The organism is Microbacterium sp. B24 (assembly GCF_000333415.1).
Classification (GTDB): domain Bacteria; phylum Actinomycetota; class Actinomycetes; order Actinomycetales; family Microbacteriaceae; genus Microbacterium.
Genome location: NZ_BADB01000031.1, coordinates 1 through 1,633 on the forward strand (window position 1 = coordinate 1; position 1,633 = coordinate 1,633).

Below are 1,633 nucleotides of genomic sequence, written 5' to 3' on the forward strand. Positions count from 1 at the left end.
GATTCGAGCTCGGTCCCGGGGATCCTCTAGAGTCCGAGGTGACGCGCCCGATCGACAGGAAGACGTGGCGACGCCCCGGAATCTCGACGACGAGGCCCACCACACGCGGCGGGTCGTCTTTTCGATAGATGACGACGACGTCACGGACTTTGCCGAGCCGGTCGCCCGCGGGGTCGAAGACGGTGCAGCCCACCAGGCGTGCCACGAAAACCCTCTGCGTACTCACTCGACCAGCGTAGTCCGCGCCTGCTGTCGCCCGGGGCAGACGTCCGTCGCGCCGCGGCGGATGCACAGCGTGCTCATGCGAAGATGGATGCGTGAGCATGTTGGGCGGAATACCCCAGGAACACGGCGAGAAGATCGCCGACTTCGCGACGTATCCGGCGGCGCAGAAGGCGGTGTCTCAGCTCGTGGAGGCGGACATCCCGGCCCGGGACATCGCGATCGTCGGACACGGCCTGCGCTCCGTCGAGACCGTCACCGGGCGTCTCGGATACGCGGCGGCCGCGCGCTCAGGAGCCGTGAACGGCATCCTGCTCGGCCTCCTCTTCTCGGCCATCTTCGTGCTCGGCACGCCGAATGCGGCGATCCAGCTGTTCATCGGCGTCATGCTGGTCGGCATCGCGCTCGGCATGCTCATGAGCATCATCACGTACTCGATCGTCCGCCGCCGCCGCGACTACACGTCGATCACCCAGGTGCTGGCCGACCGGTACGAGGTGACCGTTCTCCCGCGCAGCATCCACCGTGCCCGGGAAGTCGTCGGCAGAACGGTCACGCCTGCCGCCGCCCATCGCGCGCCCTCGGCGCCGGTGTCCGCACCCGCTCCGGACACGAGCGCACCCCCGCAGTACGGAGAGCGCGTCGATCCGCCACAGTACGGTGAACGTCTGGCGCCGCCCGTGGAAGTGCCGACCCAACCCAGCGCCCCGCCGGCCGGAGACGCCGGTGTCCGCGACGGCGGAGAACAGGGACCGACAACGCCGGAGCGGTGATGGAGGTCGCTCTGCCGACGGGGTCCGTCGTCGTCTCGACCGCTCTTCATCAGGCGGTCGACCCGTGGGCGGTGATGGCGCTCGCGCACGGTGCCGGGGCCGGGATGGATCATCCTTTCCTGCTCGGCCTGGGCGAGGGGTGCGCGCGTCAGGGCGTCAGCGTGGTGCGTTTCGCCTTTCCGTACGCGCAGGCGGGACGCAAGATGCCGGGACCTGCGTCGCACGCGATCGCCGCCTGGGCCGCCGTCGAGGCGGTAGCGCGCCAGACGGCGCCCGGCGTGCCGTTCGTGGCGGCGGGCAAGTCCTACGGGGGACGCATGGCGTCGATGGCGGCCGCGGAGGGGGCGATCACGCCCGCGGCGCTGGTGTACCTCGGCTATCCGCTGCATCCGCCCGGCGCTCCGGAGAAGCTGCGTGCCGCGCACCTTCCGCAGATCGCGGTGCCGCAGCTGTTCGTCGAGGGGACGAACGATCCGTTCATCCATCCCCGTGAGCAGTACGATCAGGCGCTCAGCGGATGCCGAGACGCCACCACGGTCTGGATCGACGGCGCCACCCACTCCTTCGAGATCAAGGGGCGCCCGCGGCCCGCCGATCGGATCGGCGGCGAGCTCAGCGACCACGTCGTCCCGTGGCTG

General features: G+C 70.2%; 3 protein-coding genes. 2 read left to right on the forward strand and 1 reads right to left on the reverse strand.

The window, feature by feature from the left end:
* A partial coding sequence (locus I5I_RS00570; protein WP_187289894.1) for a PRC-barrel domain-containing protein occupies positions 1 to 226 on the reverse strand: 226 nt, incomplete at its 3' end.
* 97 nt (positions 227 to 323) lie between these two features.
* Between I5I_RS00570 and I5I_RS00575 the strand changes: the two genes are divergently transcribed.
* A complete protein-coding gene (locus I5I_RS00575; protein ID WP_036315050.1) occupies positions 324 to 995 on the forward strand; it encodes a general stress protein in 672 nt (223 codons plus the stop codon).
* Positions 995 to 1,633 (forward strand): alpha/beta hydrolase family protein (locus I5I_RS00580; RefSeq protein ID WP_036315048.1); only part of this gene is annotated, 639 nt, incomplete at its 3' end. The genes I5I_RS00575 and I5I_RS00580, both read left to right, overlap by 1 nt.

Bases quoted from the DNA above. Each gene is read 5' to 3' on its own strand.
- I5I_RS00575 (WP_036315050.1), top strand. From the start codon at position 324: ATGTTGGGCGGAATACCCCAGGAACACGGCGAGAAGATCGCCGACTTC.